Source organism: Pontibacter sp. H249 (genome assembly GCF_037892465.1).
Classification (GTDB): Bacteria; Bacteroidota; Bacteroidia; order Cytophagales; family Hymenobacteraceae; genus Pontibacter.
On sequence record NZ_JBBKTR010000006.1, the window covers coordinates 115,803 to 136,327 of the forward strand.

At 43.8% G+C, this 20,525-nt stretch carries 19 protein-coding genes; 11 read left to right on the plus strand and 8 right to left on the minus strand.

Annotation, left to right across the window (positions count from 1 at the left end; all coding sequences use genetic code 11):
- The first annotated feature begins 175 nt into the window (after positions 1–175).
- From WG943_RS09850 to WG943_RS09865, 4 genes are all read left to right on the plus strand, one after another.
- Entirely contained in the window at positions 176–523 is a 348-nt protein-coding gene (locus tag WG943_RS09850) for a MerR family transcriptional regulator (RefSeq protein WP_340408598.1), read from the plus strand.
- 23 nt (positions 524–546) lie between these two features.
- Complete coding sequence (dprA, locus tag WG943_RS09855; RefSeq protein ID WP_340408599.1) at positions 547–1,668, plus strand: DNA-processing protein DprA; 1,122 nt, start codon at positions 547–549, stop codon at positions 1,666–1,668.
- Positions 1,669–1,927: 259 nt separating this feature from the next.
- Positions 1,928–2,743: an aminotransferase class IV gene (locus tag WG943_RS09860; protein ID WP_340408601.1), complete on the plus strand. Its 816-nt coding sequence runs from the start codon at positions 1,928–1,930 to the stop codon at positions 2,741–2,743.
- Positions 2,744–2,976: 233 nt separating this feature from the next.
- The gene (locus tag WG943_RS09865) at positions 2,977–4,137 is read left to right on the plus strand and encodes a Gfo/Idh/MocA family protein (protein ID WP_340408603.1); all 1,161 of its coding nucleotides are present in this window, start codon (positions 2,977–2,979) and stop codon (positions 4,135–4,137) included.
- 89 nt (positions 4,138–4,226) lie between these two features.
- Here WG943_RS09865 and WG943_RS09870 read toward each other — a convergent pair whose 3' ends face one another.
- The 3 genes from WG943_RS09870 to WG943_RS09880 form a co-directional block, all read right to left on the minus strand.
- Entirely contained in the window at positions 4,227–5,027 is an 801-nt protein-coding gene (locus tag WG943_RS09870) for an MBL fold metallo-hydrolase (RefSeq protein WP_340408605.1), read from the minus strand.
- Positions 5,028–5,151: 124 nt separating this feature from the next.
- Positions 5,152–5,946 (minus strand): thymidylate synthase, encoded by a 795-nt coding sequence (locus tag WG943_RS09875; RefSeq protein WP_340408607.1) that lies wholly within the window; start codon positions 5,944–5,946, stop codon positions 5,152–5,154.
- A 498-nt stretch (positions 5,947–6,444) separates the two neighbouring features.
- Entirely contained in the window at positions 6,445–6,714 is a 270-nt protein-coding gene (locus WG943_RS09880; protein WP_340408608.1) for a hypothetical protein, read from the minus strand.
- 113 nt (positions 6,715–6,827) lie between these two features.
- Between WG943_RS09880 and WG943_RS09885 the strand changes: the two genes are divergently transcribed.
- The 4 genes from WG943_RS09885 (at position 6,828) to WG943_RS09900 (ending at position 12,433) form a co-directional block, all read left to right on the plus strand.
- The gene (locus WG943_RS09885; protein ID WP_340408609.1) at positions 6,828–9,092 is read left to right on the plus strand and encodes an efflux RND transporter permease subunit; all 2,265 of its coding nucleotides are present in this window, start codon (positions 6,828–6,830) and stop codon (positions 9,090–9,092) included.
- Between the two features lie 57 nt (positions 9,093–9,149).
- Entirely contained in the window at positions 9,150–9,749 is a 600-nt protein-coding gene (locus WG943_RS09890) for a hypothetical protein (RefSeq protein WP_340408611.1), read from the plus strand.
- 135 nt (positions 9,750–9,884) lie between these two features.
- A complete protein-coding gene (locus WG943_RS09895) occupies positions 9,885–11,828 on the plus strand; it encodes an AAA domain-containing protein (protein WP_340408612.1) in 1,944 nt (647 codons plus the stop codon).
- Positions 11,829–11,920: 92 nt separating this feature from the next.
- Positions 11,921–12,433, plus strand: a complete 513-nt coding sequence (locus WG943_RS09900; RefSeq protein ID WP_340408613.1) for an FKBP-type peptidyl-prolyl cis-trans isomerase — start codon at positions 11,921–11,923, stop codon at positions 12,431–12,433.
- Positions 12,434–12,587: 154 nt separating this feature from the next.
- Here the strand turns inward: WG943_RS09900 and WG943_RS09905 are convergent, their stop codons facing one another.
- Complete coding sequence (locus tag WG943_RS09905; protein WP_340408614.1) at positions 12,588–13,172, minus strand: acyl carrier protein phosphodiesterase; 585 nt, start codon at positions 13,170–13,172, stop codon at positions 12,588–12,590.
- Positions 13,173–13,315: 143 nt separating this feature from the next.
- Here WG943_RS09905 and WG943_RS09910 point away from each other — a divergent pair, with 143 nt between their 5' ends.
- Together WG943_RS09910 and WG943_RS09915 are read left to right on the plus strand one after the other, a co-directional pair.
- Complete coding sequence (locus WG943_RS09910; RefSeq protein WP_340408616.1) at positions 13,316–13,819, plus strand: pyridoxamine 5'-phosphate oxidase family protein; 504 nt, start codon at positions 13,316–13,318, stop codon at positions 13,817–13,819.
- Positions 13,820–13,925: 106 nt separating this feature from the next.
- Positions 13,926–14,660, plus strand: a complete 735-nt coding sequence (locus WG943_RS09915) for a spheroidene monooxygenase (RefSeq protein ID WP_340408617.1) — start codon at positions 13,926–13,928, stop codon at positions 14,658–14,660.
- Positions 14,661–14,675: 15 nt separating this feature from the next.
- Here WG943_RS09915 and WG943_RS09920 read toward each other — a convergent pair whose 3' ends face one another.
- The 3 genes from WG943_RS09920 to WG943_RS09930 all read right to left on the minus strand — a co-directional run bounded on the left by WG943_RS09920 (position 14,676) and on the right by WG943_RS09930 (position 16,825).
- Complete coding sequence (locus WG943_RS09920; protein WP_340408619.1) at positions 14,676–15,272, minus strand: LysE family translocator; 597 nt, start codon at positions 15,270–15,272, stop codon at positions 14,676–14,678.
- A gap of 68 nt (positions 15,273–15,340) precedes the next feature.
- Entirely contained in the window at positions 15,341–16,048 is a 708-nt protein-coding gene (locus tag WG943_RS09925) for a DUF1003 domain-containing protein (RefSeq protein WP_340408621.1), read from the minus strand.
- A gap of 102 nt (positions 16,049–16,150) precedes the next feature.
- Positions 16,151–16,825, minus strand: a complete 675-nt coding sequence (locus tag WG943_RS09930) for a DsbA family protein (RefSeq protein ID WP_340408623.1) — start codon at positions 16,823–16,825, stop codon at positions 16,151–16,153.
- 142 nt (positions 16,826–16,967) lie between these two features.
- Here WG943_RS09930 and leuS point away from each other — a divergent pair, with 142 nt between their 5' ends.
- Complete coding sequence (leuS, locus tag WG943_RS09935; RefSeq protein ID WP_340408624.1) at positions 16,968–19,733, plus strand: leucine--tRNA ligase; 2,766 nt, start codon at positions 16,968–16,970, stop codon at positions 19,731–19,733.
- A 244-nt stretch (positions 19,734–19,977) separates the two neighbouring features.
- Here the strand turns inward: leuS and WG943_RS09940 are convergent, their stop codons facing one another.
- Entirely contained in the window at positions 19,978–20,469 is a 492-nt protein-coding gene (locus WG943_RS09940; protein ID WP_340408626.1) for a MarR family winged helix-turn-helix transcriptional regulator, read from the minus strand.
- Between the last annotated feature and the right edge of the window lie 56 nt (positions 20,470–20,525).

Consider the following 20,525-nt stretch of genomic DNA (forward strand, 5'->3'; position numbering starts at 1 on the left):
TATGGCTATACTTGTTGTTTAATAACAAAAAATATAGAATTTTTGCTGTAGAGAAACACACTGATTTTGTGAAGCTCAAAAAGCACATTTAAGGCAAAAGTAGCATATTTTAGCCTTATTCAGTAGCATCTGCGCGAAAATTACACAGGTGCCATACTTTAACAGAACCATAGCCATGCCTTATAAAGAAAGAGAAATAGAAAAGCAGTACTATACCATCGGCGAAGTAGCCGAAATGTTTGACGTAGCCGCCTCGCTTATTCGTTTCTGGGAGACTGAATTTGAACAGCTTAGCCCAAAAAAGAACAAGAAAGGTAACCGCCAGTACACTGCCAAAGATATTGAAACCCTTCGCACCATCTACCACTTGGTAAAAGAGCGCGGCTATACTATACAGGGTGCCAAAGAGGTACTTAAGAATAAGTCTGTACAGACCAAAGACAAGATTGAGATCATCGAGTCGCTGGAGAAAGTAAAGGCTTTTCTGGTAGGAATTAAATCACAGTTGAACACCAAAGAATAAAAGCTACGTAAGTTCTTTACCATATGGTAGAGGAGCAGCATTTATACGAAGTAGCTATCACAAAATTGCCCGGGGTTGGCACGCAACTGACGCGCCAGCTGGTGAGTTATTGTGGCTCACCTAAAGCTGTATTCGAAGCCAATGCTGCTAAACTGAGTAAGATTCCGGGAGTTGGCACTGTATCGCTGAAGAATATACTTGAAGGCAGTAAACAGGCACTTTACCAGGCCGAGGAAATTGTAAAACAGGCCGAAGCCCAGGATGTGCAACTGCTGTTCTATACTTCGCCAAAGTACCCCGACAGACTGAAGCAAGTAGCCGATGCCCCTGCCCTTTTATACTTTAGAGGCAATGGCAACCTGAACCAGCGCCGCATTATAAGTATTGTTGGCACCAGGCAAATTACAAACTACGGCACGTCAGTTACCGAAAAGATCATCGAAAGCCTGAAGCCATACAACGCATTAATCGTAAGTGGATTGGCTTACGGCGTGGATGTGGTTGCCCACAGGGCTGCGCTTCAGGTTGGTTTGCAAACTATTGGGGTTATGGCCAGCGGACCCGAAACTGTTTACCCTGCCGTACACCGAAAGTATGCCGAGCGCATGCTAACCCAGGGCGGACTGCTCACCGAAAATTCCTTCGGTACAAGACCTGATGCGCCACGTTTCCCGGCACGTAACCGCATCATCGCCGGCATGTCGGATTGTACCATTGTTGTGGAAGCTGCACTTAAAAGCGGTACCTTAATTACAGCCGACCTGGCACATGGCTACGACAAGGAAGTAATGGCTGTACCCGGTAATATTACTTCTCCCGTCTCAGAAGGTACAAACCATCTTATTAAATCTCTTAAGGCAGTGGCTTATACTTCGGTGCAGGATCTGGTGGAGCTGCTCAATTGGGACCTGCAAGACGAAGCCGCTGCTAAAAAAGCTACAACACCAGCCTTTGATCCTGCAGAGTTTACAGAAGATGAGCTAAAGGTATTACAAGTGCTGCAGCAAAACGGCGAAGAGCAAATGGATAACCTGAGCTGGAAGTCGCAGATTCCGGTAAGTATGCTGGCATCTGTGCTGTTAGGGCTGGAGTTTAAAGGAATAGTTAAAGCCAAACCGGGGAAGAAGTTTGCGCTTATAAGTTAAGGGTGATGCATTCACTTTCGAGCCGTAGGTGATAACTAACTTTAGTTGTGATACTTTTCTGCTGCTGATCAACCCACCCCTAACCCCTCCGAGGAGGGGAATATTACTCGTGCATGTAATTCCCCTCCTCGGAGGGGTTAGGGGTGGGTTCACACTAACAGATGAAAATTCATGAACTATGCATATACCAGCTCAAGTTAATTAGCAACCAACAATCAAAAACTCTTAACTTTAAACTCTCAACTCTTAACTAAATTAAATGCTGCTCTACAACGGCCAGTCTATACTTGAGGAGGACCTGAAATTGCCAGTTTCGAACCGGGCTTTCCAGTACAACGATGGCTTTTTTGAGACGGTAATGGTAGTGGACGGTAAGCTGCGTTTCTGGCAGGACCACCTGGCAAGGATGCAGGAAGCTGCTGCCAGCCTGAAGTTAGAGTTGCCTGTATACTTTACCAAAGCAGCTTTTGAGCAACAACTGCTACAACTGGCAGAACAAAACCAGGCTGTAAAGTATGGCCGTTTAAAGCTAAAAGTATGGCGTGCCGGCGCAGGACTTTATACCCCGGAAGTGAAAACTGTTGAATGGCTTGCTACAGTCCAACCTACAGCAGCAGGTACTACAGAAAGTATAAGTATAGGCATTTGTCAAAGTATAAAAACAATCTACTCACCTCTCTCCCATTTTAAGGGTCCCAATGCACCAATTTATGTACTGGCTGCTAATGAGAAAAAGCAAACAGACCATGACGATTTGCTACTGCTAAACCCGCAGGGTATGGTGGCCGAACTTATATCTTCAAATATATTCTGGTTACTGAATGGTAAACTTTTTACTCCTGCCCTAGATACAGGTTGCGTGAATGGGATAGCCAGACGCAACATGCTTCGGTGGTGCAGCATCCAAAGTATAAAAGTGAGGGAGGCATACTTTACTCCAGAACGCTTAAGAGAGGCTGATGCTATTTTTGCTGCTAATGTGACAGCAATCAGAAGTATAAAAAGTATAGCTGGAGAACCGCTGCGCGAGAATGATACTTTTCTAAAAAAACTTAGTTTAGAACTAGGGCTATAGTACAAGCTACTACTCTATACATTTAATATCCGAACAGGTGCTCAGTGTGTTACAGATGCTGCACCTCATATATAACAGCTGCACAATTTTGCCTATAACAGGTTACCATCACATTTATACTTTTTGATGCACCACATAAAGGCAGCGGATTAAGGGTTTTCTATTTGTTTATGAGGTTAAACCTTTAGAAGCAAATCACTTATAACCTTTAAGGCCATTTTACTGCTGCACCTATGAAAAAACTCAATACAATCTATTTTCAAGACCGCCGTCGATTTATAAAAGGTATTTCAATTGCTGTTGGAGCAACTGCTTTTGGGTTGCCATTTGCCTCTCTGAGTGCCTGCCAAACAGGGAATAAAGAGGGTGCATCAGAAGCGGAGCAAAGCGCTCAAAATAAAAAACTCGGTATTGCGCTGGTTGGTCTCGGAGAATACAGCTCCAGCCAACTTGCTCCTGCCTTACAGGAAACGCAAAATTGTTACCTGGCCGGAATCGTAACAGGAACTCCCTCCAAAGCAGCGACCTGGAAGAAAAAGTACAACATCCCAGACAAGAACATCTACAACTATAAAACCATCGACCAGATTCGGGAAAACCCGGACATAGACATCATTTACATTGTACTCCCCAATGGCATGCATGCAGAGTATACCATTAAAGCCGCAGAAACCGGGAAGCACGTGATCTGCGAAAAGCCTATGGCTACGTCTGTGGAGGATTGCAAGCGCATGATAGACGCCTGTAACCGGAATAATGTGAAGTTATCTATTGGATATCGTCTGCACTTTGAGCCGCACCACCAGCGTGTAATGGAGCTTGGCCAGCAACAGGTGTATGGAGCGGTAAGAAAAATTGAGGCCTCAGACAGTTTCGTTATTCCTGAGAACCTTGGTAATTGGAGACTTGATAAAAAGCTGGCTGGTGGTGGCCCTTTAATGGACTTAGGTATTTACTGTGTGCAGGGTGCAATTTATACTTTAGGGCAGACACCAACTGCTGTTACAGTTAAATTCGGGAAAGTAACAAAACCCAAACTTTTTGATGAAGTAGAGGAGACAATTAACTGGCAAATGGAATTTCCGACCGGAGCTTTGGCTGATTGTAGATCTAGTTACAATAAACAAGGCAACCGTTTATATGCAAATGCAGAAAAAGGTTGGTGGGAGTTGCAGCCATCCTTCAGTTACTCCGGCATTGAAGGCCGCACCAGCGATGGGCCCATGAATATTAAAAATGTAAACCAGCAGGCACGCCAGATGGATGACTTTGCAGCTTGCATACTTGAAAACAAAGAAACCAGAGTTCCGGGAGAAATGGGCTTACGAGATGTTAAAATACTGATGGCTATTTATGAAGCAGCCAGAACAGGAAAAAAAGTAGATATAAATTAACCCCAGTAGATACGTAAAATTTAATTTTGCTGCATAAAATCAAAAGAGGCACAGGTTGATCTACAGCCTGTGCCTCTTGATGTTAAATTCTATTTTTTCTGCTGTTGTGGGTACCACTCCCTCAGCCTCACGTCTATGTTTTTATTTTTTTCATTTACCATTTTCTTGAAAGAAGCTACGTCTGCCAGCCCTTCTGTACCGCGATAATGGTAAGGGTAAACAATCTTTGGCTTGAAGTCAAGCACAGCGCTGGCTGCCTGGTTGATATCCATCGTGTATGGGAGGTTCATGCTAACAAAGGCTACGTCAATGTTTTGGAGTTCACGCATCTCTTGTATATCTTCTGTATCACCGGATAAGTATATTTTTTTGCCTCCCATAGTTAAAATATAGCCATTGCCTCTACCTTTCGGATGACGAGAGTCTTCAGTTTCCGGTAAATTATACATTGGGATACCTTCAATCTTTATGTCTTGCTGGGTTGTACTTTCTCCGTTGCCAATAACTACAGTTTGCGCTTTATACTTTTCCGGTAGTTGGTCTGCTACAGCTTGTGGCACTACCATTTTTATACCCTTTGTTTCGATAGCATCCAACGTTTTGGGGTCCATGTGATCGCCGTGAATATCAGTAACAAGAATGAGATCTGGCTTGCTGACGCCTTTGTACATTTCTGCACCACCGTAAGGATCAACATAAATCGTCTTACCGTTCCATTTCAGCACCACCGAACCATGTGTAATGGGCTGCACCAGCAGCGCCCCTTTGTCGGTTTTGATCTGGTCTATAGCAGTCTGCTTTTGCTGCGGTTTTGGCTTCTGTTTTTGCTGGGCATTAACCTGAAGTATAAACAGGAAAACCAATGCTGATAAAAGAGCTTTAAACTTCATAGTTCTATAAATATGGTTTAAACTCTTAAACTGGTATTAAGGCGTAAAGTTTAACGAAATAAGTGAGAGAGTGAGTGATGATACAAACAAGTTTATATTAAAATTATTAAAGGCAAGACTATCGCTACACAGCCACCGGCGCTTTTATACCAGGATGCGGGTTATAGTTTACCAGTTCAAAATCCTCATATTTAAAGTCAAAAATATCTTTCACTTCTGGATTGAGCAGCATGGTTGGCAATTCGCGCAGTTCACGGGTAAGTTGCAGTTGCGCCTGCTCCAGGTGGTTAGTGTATAAATGTGTGTCGCCGCCAGTCCAGATAAATTCGCCTGGCTCCAGTCCTGTAACCTGCGCCATCATCAGCACCAGCAAGGCATAGGAAGCAATGTTAAACGGCACACCCAAAAATACATCTGCAGAACGCTGGTACAGTTGGCACGACAATTTACCTTCAGCTACATAAAACTGGTAAAAAGCGTGGCATGGCGGCAGCTTCATGTTTTCGATCTCAGCCACGTTCCAGGCACTCACAATGATACGACGTGAATCAGGGTTGTTTTTAAGTTGATTTACTACCTGGGTAATCTGGTCGATGTGGCGGCCATCGGGTGTTGGCCAGCTGCGCCATTGAGAACCGTAAACCGGCCCCAGATTTCCATTTTCGTCAGCCCATTCATCCCAGATGCTCACGCCATTTTCTTTCAGATAAGAAATATTGGTATCCCCCTTCAAGAACCATAGCAACTCATGAATGATAGACTTAAGATGCACCTTTTTTGTTGTCACCAACGGGAAACCATCAGCCAGGTTAAAGCGCATCTGGTATCCAAAAACGCTAAGCGTACCCGTTCCTGTTCTGTCTTCCTTCTTCACCCCGTTGTCTAGGATGTGCTGCATTAAGTCTAAATATTGCTTCATGGCGGTTTTACTCGTTTAAAATTGTGAGGTTAAAGATAGAGGAGTATCAGCAGGATTAAAAGACACGCAGTATGTTTTCTTGTTTGGTGTAATTAGCAGCTTGAGAATGAAGTTTTTGCTGTAGTAACGGGGATTAACCGCCCCTTTAGTCTCTCTTTGGCCAAGGCGGGAATTTTCTGTACATAATTAACATACCCCTTCAAAGGAGAACTTTCTGCCTTTGATTTAGCAGAAGTATAGTTTCATAGCCTCAGGTATCTCGCTGACATGTCACGACCTGTACCAGCAAAACGGAATTTATACTTTGTAACCTTTTCCATAGTTGTTGACCAAAGCCAAAGGTGAAACTGTAGGCAGGTAAGTATAAGGATTGACTTTAGCTCGATAGAAAGGCAGAAAAACGTTAACTTAAGTAGCAGCAGAAACTATAATGTACCTAAACAAAAAAGCCTCTTGCTCAGGCAAAAGGCTTTTCCAAAATTATTAGCAAAGTATAAACTACTGCGCTTTCTTCACTTCTTTTGTAGCATCAGCTTTAGCAGCATCAGGCTTTGCGCAACAAGATTTGGAAGCAGTACCAGTTGTAGCAGTAGCTTCTTTCGTCATATGGCAGCTCTCAGCCTTGGCCTCTGCTTTTTTACCTTTTTTCTTCTTGCCACCGTCTTTGGCAGCATGCTCCATTTTACACTTACCACCTTCGCAGGCCATGGCAGGTGCTGCCGAACCTAACATACCAATTAAAGCAAGGGTTAAAAATATTTTTTTCATGAGTATGAGCTTTAAAATCGTTTAAACAAAACAGATTACCTTTAGTTTCTGATTCGTAAATGTACAAATGTTGTACATTACACCAAATGATCTTCATCAGTTATTAGATAATCTTGAATTACAGAAAAATAAGCTACTTGGTATTGCTGGTTGTAACCATACTTACAGCGTTAAGTATTTATTTTGCTTCCAGACTACAATTCGATTATAACTTCGATAACTTCTTCCCGAAAGGTGATCCAGACCTGACATACTACTTCGAGTACCGCGATAAATTCGGCAACGATAATGACTACTTGCTCATAGGCCTGGACAACCAAAAAAGCCTTTTTGACCAGCAATTTCTGACTAAAGTAGATAGCCTTACCTCCTATTTGCAAAGGCAGCCGAACGTAGAGTCGGTGCTCTCTCCTACTACCGTTAAAAGTCCCGTTCTTGAGGCTTTTGGTTATTTTGAGATACCCTACCTGCATGTGCCGGAGCCGGAGCGATATGAGCAGGACTCCTTGCAAATCTATTCGTCAAAAGAGCTGGTAGGTACCCTTTTTTCAGAAGACGCCACCTCTGTTTCGCTATTTGTGCAGACAACTGATAATTTAAGTAAACAAGCCAGTGATACTTTAATTGCTGCTGTAAATGCTAAACTGCAGGAGTTAAACTTTCCAGAACATCATACCGCTGGCAAGGCGCTTGCACAGTCTGTATTTGTAGAGAAGATGAAAATTGAGTTGGCTATCTTTATGTCAGCCTCCATTGTGCTGGTAATTATCTTTCTTTGGATCACTTTCCGGACACTGTGGGGCGTGCTGGTGCCGCTAGTTGTGGTGCTGCTTTCTGTAATTTGGAGTTTGGGTGTGATGGGCCTTTTTGATAAACCCATCGATATCATGACGGTACTTTTGCCAACGATCATGTTTGTAGTAGGCATGTCAGATGTCATACATATCCTGTCGCGGTACATGACCGAGATTAGCCACGGGGCGGATAAAATGCAGGCGCTTAAAGTAACCATTCGTGAAGTTGGTCTGGCTACTTTGCTCACCTCTGTTACTACAGCAGTTGGATTTTTAACCTTGCTCACTACAGCAATTGTGCCCATCCGCAACTTCGGCTTGTTTACGGCAATTTCTATTGGACTGGCTTATATCTTAGCCTTTTCAGTACTGCCGGCCATACTATTGCTCATTAAAAAACCAAACCCAGTAAACGCGCGCAAGGCAAACCTGTCCTGGCCTGTACTGTTGCGCAACATGCTAATCTTCGTGTTCCGTAAACCCGGGATTATACTTTTATCCAGTGCCATGATAACCATAATCAGCCTGGTAGGCATTAGCCTCATTAAAGTTGATACTACACTGCTGGAGGACCTGGGAGACGATGACCCAATATTACTTGATTTTAAGTATTTTGAAGATAAGTTTTCAGGCGTTCGTCCGTTTGAGATGCACCTGGTGGCCGCCTCAGGCCAAACAATGTATGATCTTGAAGTGCTGCAGGAATTAGAAAAAATAGAAAACTACCTTTACACAACTTATGGTCTAAATTTTATTACCTCCCCGGCTACCATCGTTAAAACCATTAACCGGGCACAAAACGGCGGATTACAGCAGTTTTATAAGTTGCCAGATAACGAGAAGCAACTGCAAAGTATAAAACGACGTCTGCAAGCCTTTAAAAACAGAAGCGAACTCCGAAGTGTGGTAACAGCAGACGCTACCGAAGGACGATTATCAGGCAAAATGACCGACATTGGAAGCGCTAAAGCAACTGTACTGAATGATTCTCTCCGAAGTTTTATTTCTCAAAGTATAAACTCAGAACACGTCCAGGCCCGCCTTACCGGAAGCGCCCTGCTACTAGACAAAAATAACGAGTATGTAACTCTAAACATGATGCAGGGCCTGTTGATCGCTTTTGGAGTGATTGCATTAATTGTCGGAGTTATTTTCCGGTCTTTCAGAATGGTGTTGATCTCGCTGGTGCCTAATATTATTCCGCTGCTGATGATCGGGGGAATTATGGGCTTTATGGGTGTTAACATGACGGTATCGGTATCCATAGTGTTTACCATTGCCTTTGGTATTGCCGTGGATGATACCATACATTTCCTGAGTAAACTTAAGCTGGAGTTGGCAGCAGGCAGGTCCTTGCCTTACGCTATTAAAAGAACGTTTATTTCGGCAGGCAAGGCCATTATAATTACCTCCTGTATTTTGATGGGCGGCTTCATGACGCTTATACTTTCTACCTTCGATGCAACCTGGTATGTGGGTTTTTTCGTGAGCCTCACCTTGCTTTTTGCTGTGCTGGCAGACTTATACTTGTTGCCTATTCTCATCCTGTATTTTTACAAACCAGATAAAAAAGTAAAGCCTTAATCCAATAAGATTGGCCATATTTGCGTGTTAGTTTGTGAGACTTATTTATTGGAGTGTATGATGAAGAGATTTTTTGTGGCCGCTTTGCTATGCTTAAGCTTTGTAGGTGTGCAGGCGCAGGAACAGGAAAAGCAACAGGTGCAGGAAGACAAGTTAACTCGCCTGATGGAGGAGCGTGAGCAGTTGGTAATGGAGTATCAGTTTTATAACCAGCAAAACAGTAACTTCTGGGGTAAAAAATCTAAAAGCGACCTGCTCAGCATCATCGAGACGCTTAAAAAGATCATTAACAAAGACTCTGAACTAATTGCTGCTGTAAAAGAAGCCAGTGTAAAGAAAATTGCAGCCAGTACCGTAGAACTACAACGCGAAGGCAAAATCGTTCGCGAAGACCAACGTATCATAGATGCCCGGTTTGCCAACCTGCAAAGCCAGGTAAAGACGGTGCAGTCGCAGATAAAGAAACGTGAACGTACAATCAAAGAGCTGGAAGAGCAGCTGGCGTCATCATCAGAGCTGCGTTATGGCAAAGACAAAGTGATCTCCATAACGGCAGTGGCTTGTTTTATACTTTTAATGTATGCTGTATTCCTGCAGGTACGTTTGGGCAAAGTAAAAGCTGCAGCGGCAAAACCAAGAGCACGTAAAAAAGTATAAATTACGGCATAATAGCTGAATTAAGTAGTCATTCGTATTGTTATACTTTGATCGCTGATTACAAGCATTTTAAACTTAACATAAGATTGCGGAGAGGCTGGCGTTTTATAACCAGCCTTTCTTGTTTATACATACATGAGTGAGATATTATTAGAGCTAAGACAGGTACAGGAACTGCTTAAAATTGAGCAGGAAGAAGACCGCCAGCAGTATAAGATCAAGAGCCTGAAAAGCACGATTGCAGAGCGTAAGGGAATGGGCTTTTGCTGGTATCCTGTAACTATTGTAAAAGAGGAAATCGGCTTTGGAAGTAAAGTGGTAATTGAGCTGGAGCGTACGAAAGACCGTGACCAGTTGCACCTTTTCCAGGCTGGTAAAACGGCAGCTTTGTTCAGTAACAACGGAGAGCGTCAGTCGCTGAATGGGGTTATTGTAGGCATCAAGCGCAACAAAGTTATACTTGCCACCAACCGCGAAGACCTGCCTGACTGGGTAGAAGACGGACGCCTTGGCCTCGACCTGACTTTCGACGAAATGAGCTATCGTGAGATGGAGATAGCCATGAAAAAGGTAATGGAGGCCTACAAAACACGTCTGGCTGAACTGCGCGATATACTTTTAGGAGATGTACCGGCACGCTTTACTGATGCTACCATCTCTCCTATTCCTGTACTTAACCCATCGCAGAACGAGGCGGTCCAGAAAATTGTGCAGGCTAAAGACGTGGCGATCATACATGGCCCTCCGGGTACAGGTAAGACAACTACGCTTGTGCAGGCCATACTTAAAACGCTGGAAACGCAGAAGCGCCTTTTGGTAACTGCCCCTTCTAATACAGCGGTAGACCTGCTCACAGAGAAGCTGGCTAACGAAGGTGTGAATGTAATCCGTATTGGTAATCCGTCGCGGGTGTCGGATGTGCTGCTGGAGCATACGCTGGATGCGCAGATCATGAACCACCGCTCTTATAAAAGCCTAAAAGACTACCGCAAAACAGCCGAAGAGTATAAGCGCATGGCTTATCAGTTTAAGCGTAAGTTTGGACACGAAGAGCGGGCGCAGCGCCAGTTCTTTAAAGCCGAAAGCCACCGCATGCTGGTAGAAGCTGACCGTATTGAAGAGTATATCACCGAAGACCTACTAAACAATGTGCAGGTAATTACCTGTACGCTGGTAGGTGCAGCCAACAAAGCCATCCGCCACCTGGAGTACGACACCGTATTTATTGACGAGGCGGCACAGGCCCTGGAACCGGCGTGCTGGGTTCCGATTACCCGTGCTAAGCGCGTAGTGCTGGCCGGTGATCATTGCCAGCTGCCACCTACGGTTAAGTCTTTTGAGGCCGAGAAAGGTGGTTTGGGCAAGACCTTATTTGAGAAGTGCATTGAAAGGCAACCAGATGTAGCGGTAATGCTGAAGACACAGTATCGCATGCATCACCACATCATGGAGTTCTCGAACCAGCAGTTTTACCACAGCGAACTAATGGCTCATGAGAGTGTGCACAGCAGCGATCTGCATGAATTTAATGCACACTTCCCTCCCGGCTTGGCTGTAGAGTTTGTTGATACTGCCGGATGCGGTTATAATGAAGTAGTGAACCCGGAGGCACAAAGTTCTGCCAACCCCGATGAAGCTGATCTGCTGCTGAACCACCTGGTGCACCTGCTAAAGGATTATACGCATGCCGATGAAGAAGTAGAACACCTGCGCATTGGTGTGATTGCCCCTTATCGCGCACAGATCAATTACCTGGAAGATAAGGTTGAGCACATCCCGCATCTGCACGAGCTACGGCAAAAGCGGCACCTGTCTGTTGGTACCGTGGATAGTTTCCAGGGCCAGGAGCGAGATATCATCTATATCAGCATGACGCGCAGTAACGAACAAGGCGAGATCGGGTTTCTGTCCGATATCCGCCGTATGAATGTAGCCATGACGCGTGCCAAGAAAAAACTTGTGATCGTGGGTGATAGTGCCACACTTAGCAATCATCCTTTTTATGCTGCTTTCCTGGCTTACACAGAAAGTATAAATGCATATCGTAGCGCTTGGGAGCTATCGGAGATTATGCCGTAAGGGTATCAAATATCCAAAATTAGGAGTATAGATTAGAGGAAGGCCTATAATTTTAGTACCTTACCGAAATTGAGAAACAAAACCTCTAAAACATGAAAATAGAGAAAAACAAAGTGGTAACGCTCACCTACGAGCTAAGAATTTTAGACGAAAACGGAGAGCAGAGCCTGGTTGAAACTGCTAATGAAGAGCATCCGATGGTATTTATATATGGCATGAGCGGTCTTCCAGATCAGTTTGAAGATAGCCTTGCCGGCCTTAGCGAAGGCGAAACATTTGATTTTAAATTGGATTCAGAAGAAGGTTACGGAGAGATCAATCCTGACGCTGTTGTAGACCTGCCAAAGAACGTATTCGAAGTAGAAGGCAGCATTCCGGATAACATGCTGGAAGTAGGCAACTTTATCCCGATGACCGACAGCGAAGGCAACCAACTGCAGGGTCGTGTGAAAGAGGTAAAAGGTGATGCCGTTACAATGGACTTTAACCACCCACTTGCCGGTAAGGAGTTATACTTTAAAGGCACAGTAGCAAAAGTTCGTGAGGCTACACAGGAAGAATTAGATCATGGGCATGTGCACGGTGAAGGCGGCGTACATCACTAAGAATTAGGGATTACAATATTTAAAGATGAATAGGATTACTTTCCGATTTTAATCTATAAAGTTGAATCCAAAAGTATAAAGCACAGGTTTAACGCCTGTGCTTTTTTTCTGCTTTACCGGGTCCAACAAATCAATTAAACCCATTTTTATTTGGTCAAAGACTAGGCTTTACCTCCTCCACATACTTTATGAGCTCCGGGAAAAAGGCGTTGAACTCTGCTGCATATAAAGTATAATTTTCCTCTAGTTCATGTACCGCCGTCTCCATGCCGGATGCGAAGGAAGCCCTGCGGCTCATACCGGTTAATGCTCTGCCTATTCCCTCTAACTCAGCATAACCTAGCAGCCAGTTATGGCGCTGCATGTGGTCAAACGTATACTTCATGCGTTCCGGCAAAAGGTGCAAAGAGGCACTAACTATACTATATACTTTTTGGGTGTAAGGTGCAAGAGGCTCCTCAGCGTAAACCTCAAATCTGCTGGCCAGAAAATGATCATAGAAAATATCGGCAATAACAGGTGCAAACTTGCGGTACTTGGGGCGCAGGCGTGTTTTGGTTTCTGCTACAACATTATGGGTATCGGTGTACGAATCAATCAGGCGATGCAGCTTTATACCTTTGGCAACTTCTAAAGTATAAAGTTCTGCCTGTTTGCCTTTCACAGTATCCGCAATAAAATTACCTAGTAGTAGCTCAGGGTTATCGCCAGATAAAAATGCGTGGGCCAGAAAATTCAATTTTTAAGTATCTAAATTAAAATGGGTTAAACAATGAAGTATAAAAGCTGTTGTCAGAACTGTACAGTTTAGTAATACACGGCAATAAACCCTTAACAGTTTAGCGTCGTAAGCAAAACCACATTACCACAAAGTATAAAACTATGGATAACAATCAAAACAAACAGGAAAACCTGGACAAACTGATAGATATGATAAAAGACGTAGACATTGCCATGATGACTACGGTAGATGATGACGGAAGCCTGCGCAGTAGACCGATGCGTACGCAGAAGGTAAATGAGGATGGCGTGCTATGGTTCTTTACAGGATATGAATCGGCCAAATCGCATGAAATTAAAGATAACGATGCGCATGTAAACCTAAGTTATGCCGAACCTGAGGATGAATTATATGTTTCGGTATCGGGTAGGGCTAGTTTAATTAAGGACCAGCAGAAAATCGACGAACTCTGGAATCCGGCTCTGAAAGCATGGTTTCCGAACGGTAAGGACGATCCGAATGTGGGGTTGATCAAAGTCACGATAGAAAAAGCAGAGTATTGGGATGCACCGAACAGTGTTTTAGTGCATTTATATGGTATGGCAAAAGCAGCTATCACCGGTGAAAGACCAAGACCTGGCGACAACGAAAAAATAAACATGTAGGTATAACATATTACCTATAGCTTACATGAAAACACCTGCTAAACATTACCGTTTAGCAGGTGTTTTCATGTAAGCCAATCTTATTTAAACTTAAGAAACTATACTTTTGGAGCCCGAAACTAGCAGTAACGCCCGTTTAACCACACTTACCTTATTTGGTGTAAAAGATGGCCACCTCCGTTGGGGATTATCACAAATGGGTACATCCGGTGCTGAGCTGGCTAAAGTGCCTGGGCTCATATTTTATAAGCTACTTGGCAGCGGACACGGAAAAGGCTTCAGCATTAAGCCCAATTTTAAGCGCTATGGCATGCTTTGCACCTGGCAAAGCGAAGAGGCCGCAGATAATTTCCTGAACCGCTCAGCGTTAATGCAGGAGTATAATAATCATACTTTTGAGAGCTGGACAGTGAAACTGCTGCCTTACCAATCGCATGGGCAATGGGATAAGCAGGAACCGTTCTCTCCTACCCTTTCTGAAAAGTATAATGATGGGCCAATTGCAGTACTTACCCGAGCAAGTATAAACTGGAGAGCTTTGCCTGGCTTTTGGAAGTTTGTACCCAAAACAAGTAAGGCCTTGGATAATGCAGTAGGCTTGATCTGCTCAATTGGCTTAGGTGAACTTCCGTTTGTGCGACAGGCAACTTTTAGTATCTGGGAAAGTATGGAGGCCATGCGACAATATGCTTATAAAAACCCGCTGCACCAGGAAGTAATGCGCCGCACCCGATCAGAGAATTGGTACTCTGAAGAGCTCTTTGCCCGCTTCAAACCTATTGCCAGCAAAGGTACCTGGAATGGTGTAGATCCTTTACAGCACTCAATGGTTGCTGATTAAAGTATAAAATCAGTCCTAAAGAAGACCGGCTATTCCAAAAAGAATGATCAGGATGCTGCTGGCAACATTCAGCAGTTTGATCACCTTTGGGTCCCTGATAAACCTGCCTAGCGAGGCACCGAATATAGCCAGTAGTAGTTGTACGCTTAAACTACCAGCAAAAATAGCTGCTGACAGTGCCACAATCTCTATAATACCTGTTACAGGCGATATTAACTGGCCAGAGAAGCCCAGGAAAAGTATGATGGTCAGCGGATTTACAATGGTGAGCAGATAGGTTGAGAAAAGATAATTTACATGGTGGGAGTTATTAGATTCTGTATGGGATGAAGGGGCAGCCATTAAACTTCCCTTGTGCATCCAAATACCGAAAAGAAATAAAATAACGGCAGTGGCGTAGCTAAAGTATAGCTGGTTCATGTGCAGGTAACTAACTACTAAAGTTCCTATAGTAAAGGCAAGTATACCATAAGTGAAATCGGCCAGGGCTGCTCCTACTCCACTCACCACACCGCTTCGCAAACCGCTCGTAAGTCCTCTGTTGATGATCAGAACCGCGATAGGGCCAATTGCAATAGCAATCGTTAACCCGAAAATAAATGCTTTCACCATAATCTTATATAATTTACTTCTTAACAAGAAGACGGATGAGCATTAGGAAAGACGCACTAATATAGGAATTATTTCTTTAGACGCTGTGTAAGATCTTCGAGCAGGTCGATCTGGATTTGCTGTATCTCCAGCAGGCGCTGATTCTGGTTTATAATCATGTGGTCCATTTTTTCGTGCAGCAGCCTTATTTCCAACTCTGCCTTCAGGTTTACCTGGTAATCATACTCTGAGCGCTGTCGGTCTTTAGCTTCTTTTCTGTTCTGGCTCATCATTATAATTGGGGCCTGTATGGCAGCCAAACACGATAGAATCAGATTTAAAAGTATAAAAGGGTAAGGATCGAAAGGGCGCTTAGTTATAAGGTATACATTAATTATCATCCACAGAAAGATGAAAGAGAAGAAGATTGTGATAAATGTCCAGCTTCCACCAAATGAGGCTATTTTGTCGGAGAGGCGTTCACCAAGTGTTAGCTTCTCCACGAGTTCATCTTCTATATTGGCAGAAAGCAGTTCTTTATTATTTATACTTTGGATAACTTCTTTTTCAAGCTCCGAAATTTCTCCCATCTCATGCGCAAGCAACTTTTCGAGGTAAATACTACGGTATCGGTTTAGCACCTTCAGTGCGATGTATTTATGCTCGTCAAAATCTGGATGGTCGGCTTTGATAAGATCCAAAATAGTTTTGCGTATACTGGTGCCATGTACCAACTGCTGCAGCGGCAGGTATCTTTTTGATATTTGGCAATAACCGGTATTGCGATGGTTTTTCATAGAGCAACAGCTTACCTACTGTTGCATACGCAGGATACAAACTTTTGGAAAATCAGCTAGTATAGCAATAAAAAAGCTGCAGTAGCGGCTGCAGCTTTAAACTTATAATGTTGGGTTCTGGTCGGGAGCTATTTCATTTAATACCCGCTTCAGGTGTGCAGCCAAGCCATCGTAAGGCCTGTAGCCCCTACTCACCAAATGTATATTAGTACCGTTAAGAATGTATAAACTCGGGAAAGCGGTTGCCTGCAGATGGCGTGCTATCACAAAATCTTGTTTTGTTTTCTCCAGCATCTCCTCCTCATTAAACTTCTCCAGAAACTCTTCTTCACTTATACCAAACTGCAAAGCTATACTTGCCAGCACTTCCGGTTTTGTTACATCGTTGTTGTTGGCGTAAAAAGCACTCTGTATCGCCTCTGCCATCTCAAATTCCAGTTCCGGCTTCAGATAACGCATGGTTACCACGGCACGGCAAGCTGGTTCTGTATCATACACAAAATTCTCCCGCTCAAAAAAAGTATAATCAAAAGGCTGGCCTGTTACCTGGTCCACGTCTTGCCAGTGCTGCTTTATACTTTCCTTCATCTGCTCCTCCAGCGGCTTTTCTGTTCCGGGACGCAAGCCTCCTAGCACCAGTTTAAACTGCATCGTGCCCTGCTGCTCTTCAATTGTTTTTTTGATTACAGGTGCAAAACCATAGCACCAGGAGCACATTGGGTCCATCACGTAAATGAGGTGAAGAATATCTAGTAGGTCTTCTTTCTGCTTATTCATGATGCAAAGATAATTAATTGCTGAATTAGAGATTTCAGAATTAGCAATACAAACAACAATTTAACCATTCAACAATTTAACAATCCAATAATTAACAATTAAATTGCAGCTTAACTAAGAACAAGCGATTACACTATAAACAATGTCAGAGTATAATTTCTACCAGATTGAGAAGAAATGGCAGCGTTACTGGGAAGAAAACCAGACGTTTAAAGCCAAAGAAAGCAACGATAAACCAAAATACTACGCCCTGGATATGTTTCCGTATCCGTCAGGTGCAGGTCTGCATGTAGGCCACCCGCTTGGTTATATCGCCTCTGACATTGTAAGCCGTTATAAGCGCCTAAAAGGATTTAACGTGCTACACCCCATGGGATTCGACTCATTTGGTTTGCCAGCTGAGCAATACGCCATCCAAACTGGTCAGCACCCGGCCATAACTACCGAGCAGAATATTGCCCGCTACATTGAGCAGCTGAAGAACATTGGTTTCTCTTTTGATTGGCAACGTGAAATCCGTACTTCCGATCCGAACTACTATAAGTGGACACAGTGGATTTTTAAGCAGCTGTTTAATAGCTACTATAACTATACTTCGGATAAGGCTGAAAGTATAGACAAGTTGATTACCGAATTTGAAGCCAACGGCAATGCTAATATAAATGCCGCCTGCGACGACGATACGCCTGCTTTTACCGCAGCAGACTGGAAAGCCATGAACGAGCAGCAGCAGGCAGAGATGCTCTTAAAATATAGACTTACTTATGTTGCTGAAGCTGTAGTAAACTGGTGCCCTGCGCTGGGTACAGTACTGGCAAACGACGAGGTTGTAGGTGGAGTTTCTGAACGTGGAGGTTACCCGGTAGAGCGCAAAAAAATGCGTCAGTGGATGATGCGCATCACCGCTTATGCAGAGCGTTTGCTACAGGGCCTGGAGGAGATCGACTGGCCAGAGCCGGTAAAAGAGATGCAACGTAACTGGATCGGTAAATCAGTGGGTGCTGAGCTGGATTTTGCCATTGAGGACGATGGTCACATTAAAGTTTTCACAACCCGCATCGATACTATTTTTGGGGCATCGTTTGTAGTGCTGGCACCAGAGCATGAACTGGTAGCACAGATTACAACTGAGGAGCAACGCCAGCAGGTAGAAGCATATGTGCAGGTGGCTAAAAACCGTTCGGAGCGTGAGCGTATGACGGATGTGAAAACCGTTAGCGGAGTATTTACCGGTGCTTATGCCATCAACCCTATATCAGAAGAGCGTGTGCCGATCTGGATTGCAGATTATGTACTGGCAGGTTATGGTACAGGTGCAGTAATGGCCGTGCCTGGCCACGATAGCCGTGATTATGCCTTTGCAAAGCATTTTAATTTACCAATAAGAGAAGTAGTTGCTGGCGGAAACCTGGAAGAAGAAGCCTATGCAGCTAAAGAAGGTAAGATCATCAACTCTGGTTTACTTAACGGACTAGAAGTGAAGGAGGCAATTAAAGCAGGTATAGCCAAAGCTGAAGAACTGGGTGTTGGCAAGGGTCGTGTGCAATACCGTATGCGCGATGCTGTGTTTAGCCGCCAGCGTTATTGGGGCGAGCCGGTGCCAGTATACTTTAAAGATGGTATTCCGCAGTTACTGAATAATGAAGAGTTGCCGCTCGAACTACCTAAAATTGATGCTTACTTACCAACTGAAACCGGTGAGCCGCCACTTGGCCGTGCCGTGGATTGGAAGTATGAAAATCAATACGAATACGAATTGAGCACCATGCCGGGTTGGGCAGGCAGCAGCTGGTACTGGTACCGCTACATGGACCCTCAAAATGGAAACGCCTTTGCTGAAAAAGATAAAATTGAGTACTGGCGCAATGTAGACTTATACATCGGTGGTTCGGAGCACGCAACAGGTCACCTACTCTACTCCCGTTTCTGGAACAAATTTATGTTTGACTTGGGGCTGGTTGTAGAACATGAGCCATTCAAAAAGCTCATCAATCAAGGTATGATCCAGGGCCGTTCGAACTTCGTGTACCGTATCAACGGCACCAACAAGTATGTTTCGCTTGGCCTGAAAGATCAGTATGAAACCACGCAGCTGCACGTAGATGTGAACATTGTAGAAAATGACGTGCTGGACCTGGAAGCCTTCAAAACCTGGAGACCAGAGAATGCAGATGCTGAGTTTATACTGGAAGACGGAAAGTATAACGTAGGCGTTGAGATCGAGAAGATGTCGAAGTCGAAGTATAACGTGGTTAACCCGGATGACATTGTAGAGCGCCAGGGAGCTGATACGCTGCGTATGTACGAGATGTTCCTGGGGCCGCTGGAACAGTTCAAGCCTTGGAACACCAATGGCATGGACGGTGTGCACAAGTTCCTGCGCAAGTTCTGGAGGCTCTTCCACGACAATGACGGCAACTTCATAGTGTCTGATGATGCTCCTACTGCCGCAGAACTTAAGTCGCTGCACAAAACCATCAAAAAAGTAGAGGAAGACATAGAGCGTTTCTCGTTCAACACTTCTGTTTCTACTTTCATGATTTGCGTGAATGAGTTGACGCAGTTGAAGACAAACAAGCGTTCCATATTGGAGCCTTTAACAATTGTGCTTTCTTCTTATGCGCCGCACATTGCTGAAGAACTTTGGGAAAAGCTGGGCCATACAGGAAGTATAACCTTTGCCGCTTACCCAGAATGGAAAGAAGAATATTTAACAGAAAACTCGTTTGAGTACCCAGTATCTATAAATGGCAAGACGCGATCTAAGATGACATTTGCCCTGGATGCGCCAAAAGATGAAATGGAAAAGGCCGTACTGGCAGATGAGCAGGTTCAGAAGTTCATGGACGGAAAACCTGTTAAAAAAATCATCATTGTGCCAAACAAAATTATTAATGTGGTAGTATAAGGGTACTCCATCTTACCAATTAACTATAGCATAAAGCCGCTCAAGCCCCAAACTTGGCGGCTTTGTGTTTTTATAGGTTAGCTAATTCATTGCTAAAGTATAAAGCAGAATGCTCGTACAGAAGTAAATCAAGTAAGTATAATTTAGCTTTCTCTCTGCTATAAATAAAAAAGGGTGAACTGGACTTATGCCTCATTTCACCCTTTCGGTTAAGGTAGGTTAGTAAAGTTTTGGAATAGTTAGATCAATTAGCAGTTACGGATTCTTTCTTTTCTGATTCTTTTAATGATGCCCTAACTTTTGCGAGTAAGGCAACCAACGTGGTGGCTTCCTCTTCAGTTAAGCCACTTAATTTTTCGTCTAATTCGTTTAGGGAGTTATCCATTGATTCTAAAATCTGAAGCCCCCTTTCAGACACTAAAATATTTACCAAGCGTTTATCCGACGGGTTTTGAGTTACATCTACCAGTCCTTTAGCACTTAACCTGCTTACCAGCCTCGATGCATCAGACATCTTGTCCAGCATTTTCTCTCTTAGCACTGATGTTGATACGGGCTTTGGGTATTGGTCACGTAGAATTCTGAGTGCATTGTACTGCTGGGAAGTCATGCCAAACTTTTTGAAGAAGCTTTCATAAGCGTTGAATAAGAAACCCTGCGTATACATAATACTAATACTGGCTTTCTGCCATTCGTTCCGGAAAGACTTTATTCCGATTTCGTTTTCTTTGATCATGGTGTTTGTAGGTGAGTGTTATTCAATAATAAAAATAAAAATTGATTTAACAATCA

Excerpts from the sequence above, each read along its gene's own strand:
- WG943_RS09895 (WP_340408612.1), top strand. The coding sequence starts at position 9,885 with ATGAGTGAGATATTATTAGAGCTAAGACAGGTACAGGAACTGCTTAAA.
- WG943_RS09940 (WP_340408626.1), bottom strand. The coding sequence starts at position 20,469 with ATGATCAAAGAAAACGAAATCGGAATAAAGTCTTTCCGGAACGAATGG.
- WG943_RS09875 (WP_340408607.1), bottom strand. The coding sequence starts at position 5,946 with ATGAAGCAATATTTAGACTTAATGCAGCACATCCTAGACAACGGGGTG.
- leuS (WP_340408624.1), top strand. The coding sequence starts at position 16,968 with ATGTCAGAGTATAATTTCTACCAGATTGAGAAGAAATGGCAGCGTTAC.
- WG943_RS09860 (WP_340408601.1), top strand. The coding sequence starts at position 1,928 with ATGCTGCTCTACAACGGCCAGTCTATACTTGAGGAGGACCTGAAATTG.
- WG943_RS09870 (WP_340408605.1), bottom strand. The coding sequence starts at position 5,027 with ATGAAGTTTAAAGCTCTTTTATCAGCATTGGTTTTCCTGTTTATACTT.
- WG943_RS09890 (WP_340408611.1), top strand. The coding sequence starts at position 9,150 with ATGATGAAGAGATTTTTTGTGGCCGCTTTGCTATGCTTAAGCTTTGTA.
- WG943_RS09850 (WP_340408598.1), top strand. The coding sequence starts at position 176 with ATGCCTTATAAAGAAAGAGAAATAGAAAAGCAGTACTATACCATCGGC.
- WG943_RS09865 (WP_340408603.1), top strand. The coding sequence starts at position 2,977 with ATGAAAAAACTCAATACAATCTATTTTCAAGACCGCCGTCGATTTATA.
- WG943_RS09910 (WP_340408616.1), top strand. The coding sequence starts at position 13,316 with ATGGATAACAATCAAAACAAACAGGAAAACCTGGACAAACTGATAGAT.
- dprA (WP_340408599.1), top strand. The coding sequence starts at position 547 with ATGGTAGAGGAGCAGCATTTATACGAAGTAGCTATCACAAAATTGCCC.
- WG943_RS09930 (WP_340408623.1), bottom strand. The coding sequence starts at position 16,825 with ATGAATAAGCAGAAAGAAGACCTACTAGATATTCTTCACCTCATTTAC.
- WG943_RS09925 (WP_340408621.1), bottom strand. The coding sequence starts at position 16,048 with ATGAAAAACCATCGCAATACCGGTTATTGCCAAATATCAAAAAGATAC.
- WG943_RS09900 (WP_340408613.1), top strand. The coding sequence starts at position 11,921 with ATGAAAATAGAGAAAAACAAAGTGGTAACGCTCACCTACGAGCTAAGA.
- WG943_RS09920 (WP_340408619.1), bottom strand. The coding sequence starts at position 15,272 with ATGGTGAAAGCATTTATTTTCGGGTTAACGATTGCTATTGCAATTGGC.
- WG943_RS09880 (WP_340408608.1), bottom strand. The coding sequence starts at position 6,714 with ATGAAAAAAATATTTTTAACCCTTGCTTTAATTGGTATGTTAGGTTCG.